At 74.0% G+C, this 3,040-nt stretch carries 2 protein-coding genes; both read left to right on the top strand.

Features of this window, described 5'->3' with window-relative positions; genetic code table 11:
- Positions 1-260 precede the first annotated feature (260 nt).
- Positions 261-1,427 carry a PP2C family protein-serine/threonine phosphatase gene (locus tag ACFXA3_RS21095; RefSeq protein WP_385188836.1) on the top strand — a complete coding sequence of 389 codons (1,167 nt, stop codon included), beginning with the start codon at positions 261-263 and terminating at the stop codon, positions 1,425-1,427.
- Between the two features lie 293 nt (positions 1,428-1,720).
- On the top strand, positions 1,721-2,752 hold the full coding sequence (locus tag ACFXA3_RS21090) for a M23 family metallopeptidase (RefSeq protein ID WP_385188818.1): 1,032 nt from the start codon (positions 1,721-1,723) through the stop codon (positions 2,750-2,752).
- Positions 2,753-3,040: the final 288 nt, after the last annotated feature.

The following is a 3,040-nucleotide window of genomic DNA, read 5'->3' as shown; positions in this document are numbered from 1 at the left end:
CTCCCCGGGCGAGTGCGGGAGCTCGCGTGTCTGCCTGTGTCACACTACCGCCTTCTTTCTGAACAATAGAGCGCCCGCGAGACGATGTGGCGGCGTGGGTAGGTGATTCCCCGCGCCCCCTTCGTCGTTCTCCGCCGCGCCCTCACCCGGTCGGCCCGGGCCGGGTCGCCGTACGGTCCCCCCGCCGCCAGCCTTGAGGGGCGAAGCGGCGGCGGCCCGCCCCCGCGCGAGGGACCGGGCAGGAGAGCAGCGTGGCGCGGCTGGGGCGGCAGGGCGGCGACGAGTACGACGCGTACACGGCGGACACCGGCCGCGGCACGGCCCGGACGGTGGTCCGGGCGCTGCCCGCCGTGCTGATCGCCGTCGGATTCGCCTTCGACCTGATGACCCCGCCCAGCTACACGGGTTCCCCCTTCTTCTCCGCGGCCCCGCTGATCGCCGCCCCCGTGTCCTCGCTGCGGGGCACGGTCGTCACCGGGGCACTGGCCTCCCTGGCCGTGCTCCTGCTGCACCTCCTCAACGGCACCACCTGGAAGGTCGAGGCGCTGACCGAACTGGTGACGGTGATGACCGTCTCGGGGCTCGCCGTCCTGATCAACCGGGTCGTACGGCGCAGCGGCGAGCGCCTCGCCTCGGCGCGCGGGATCGCGGAGGCGGCCCAGCGCGCGGTCCTGCCCACGCCCGCCGAGCGCATCGCCGGGCTGCACGTCAGCGCCCGGTACGAGGCCGCGCAGGCCGACGCCTTCATCGGCGGGGACCTGTACGCCGTCCAGGACACCCCGTACGGAGTGCGGCTGGCGGTGGGGGACGTACGGGGCAAGGGGCTGGAGGCGGTGGAGGCCGTGGCGGTGGTCCTCGGGGCCTTCCGGGAGGCGGCGGAGACGGAGCCCACGCTGGAGGGCGTGGCGCAGCGGCTGGAGCGGGCACTGGCCCGCGAGGGCGCCCGCCGCGACAGCCTGGACTCGGTGGAGGGGTTCACGACGTGCGTGCTCGGCGAGATCCCGACGGGCGCGGGCGTGCTGCGCCTGGTCAACCGGGGCCACCCCGAGCCGCTGCTGCTGCACGCCGACGGGCGTCTGGCGGTCCTCGCCCCCACGGAGCCCGCCCTGCCGCTCGGCATGGGCGAGCTGTCCGCGGCCTGGGCGGACCGGGCGCAGGAGTGGGCCTTCCCGGCCGGAGCCACCCTGCTCCTCTACACCGACGGGCTGACCGAGGCCCGCGACGCGGCCGGCGACTTCTACGATCCGGCGGCGCGGCTCGGCGGCCGGATCTTCCCCGGGCCCGGCGAGCTGCTCGGCGCGCTCAGCAGCGATGTCCGCCGGCATACGGGCGGTGGGGCGACGGACGACATGGCACTGCTCGCGGTGGGCCGGCCGGGGGCGGGTGAGCCGGAGCGGCGACGGACCGTCCCCGTGGTCGCTCCGTGACGGTGTGTGACAGAACTGGTGCGCTGTGCAAGGTTTATGACGGCACGTCAAGGGGTGGGTGTGGCTGAAGAGATGGTGATCTTGGTGGATTTTTGCCTGCGTTGATCCATGTATGCGGCATTAGTGATGGCCAAAGCTGGTCAGAGGGTGGCCGATTGCCGCTAACGATCAATCGCAACAGCTTGGAATCACTCCCCTCCGTCTATTACCGTTCGATAACGCAGCGCGGTCGTCCCAGCCGTCGCAAGAGACGGCACCGTGCGCGTGCGCGTCCCCCTGAGGAGTGTGGCCCGGTGGCCTCCAACTCGCCTGCCCCCGAAGGCTTTGAGCTCCAGGAAGCACCCACCGCGGGCGCTTGGGGCGAGTGGAACCCCACCGAGGACTCGGCCCGCCCGCCCCGCGGCAAGCACCGGGTCGTCAAGCAGCGCGGGGGACTTGCCCGCAGCTCCACGGTGCTCGGCGTCGGCGTCATCGCCGCCGTCGGCGCGGGCGGCATCGCCACCGCCCAGGACCGGCCCCAAGTGGCGATCTCCATGCCCTCATTGCCCGATTTCGGCACCGGCGGCGGCGCATCGCACGCACAGGACGGTCACGACGCGGCGGACACCGGGGCCTTCGCCGGCTCGACGGGCGTCATCGCGCAGCAGGCCGCGCAGCCCGCCGATGCCGGAGCCACCCTGGTGGGCCGCATCCTCCAGCAGGCCGAGTCCCAGGAGACCGCCGCCGAGGCCCAGGCCCGGGCACAGGCGGAGCGCGCCGCGCAGGAGGCCGCCGCCGCGGAGGCCAAGGCCAAGCGGGAGGCCGCCCAGAAGGAGGCCGACGACGCCCGCGTGGCCGCCGAGAAGGCCGCCCAAGAAGCCAAGGAGGCCAAGGAGGCGCAGGAGGCCGCCGACGCCAAGGCCGGGCAGGAGCGGACCGCCACGCCCGCCGGCAGTTTCTCGCTGCCCACCTCCGCCTACACCCTGACCTCGCACTACGGCGATGCCGGTTCCATGTGGTCCTCCGGCCACCACACCGGCCTCGACTTCGCCGCCCCGACCGGCACGCCCGTCAAGGCCGTCGCCACGGGGAAGATCACCTCGGCCGGCTGGTCCGGGGCGTACGGCTACCGGATCGTGCTGCAGCTCGATGACGGCACGGAGATCTGGTACTGCCACCTGTCCTCGATGTCGGTGACCTCCGGCCCGGTCGGCGCCGGCGACACCATCGGCCGCGTCGGCGCCACCGGCAACGTCACCGGACCCCATCTCCACCTGGAAGTACGCAAGGGCGGTGTGACGTCGGACCCGCTGGCCTGGCTGGAGTCCAAGGGCCTGAACGTCTAGCCGGCGGTACGCGGACCGGTTCCCGCGGTTGCAGCGGCTCCGGCGTGTGCACTGGCTCCGGCGTGTGCGGCGGTGCGACGGGCCCCCACGGGGCCGGCCGCGGCGGAAGGAGCTCCTCCAGGACCGCGGCCCGGGCCAGCGCCGGCCCCGCCGTCGCCTTGCGCAGCCACATCCGGCGCAGCAGCTCCCGCTCCCGGCAGACGAAGTCCGGTTCCCCCGCCGGGCCGTCGCGCCGGGCCCGGTGCCGCAGCAGGCCCAGCGCGGCCGCATCCGCCTCGTACAGGGCGA

The sequence above is a fragment of the Streptomyces sp. NPDC059456 genome, from assembly GCF_042750055.1.
Classification (GTDB): Bacteria; Actinomycetota; Actinomycetes; order Streptomycetales; family Streptomycetaceae; genus Streptomyces.
The sequence above is the reverse complement of the archived record's forward strand: the minus strand, read 5'-3'. Positions and strand labels throughout refer to the sequence as shown.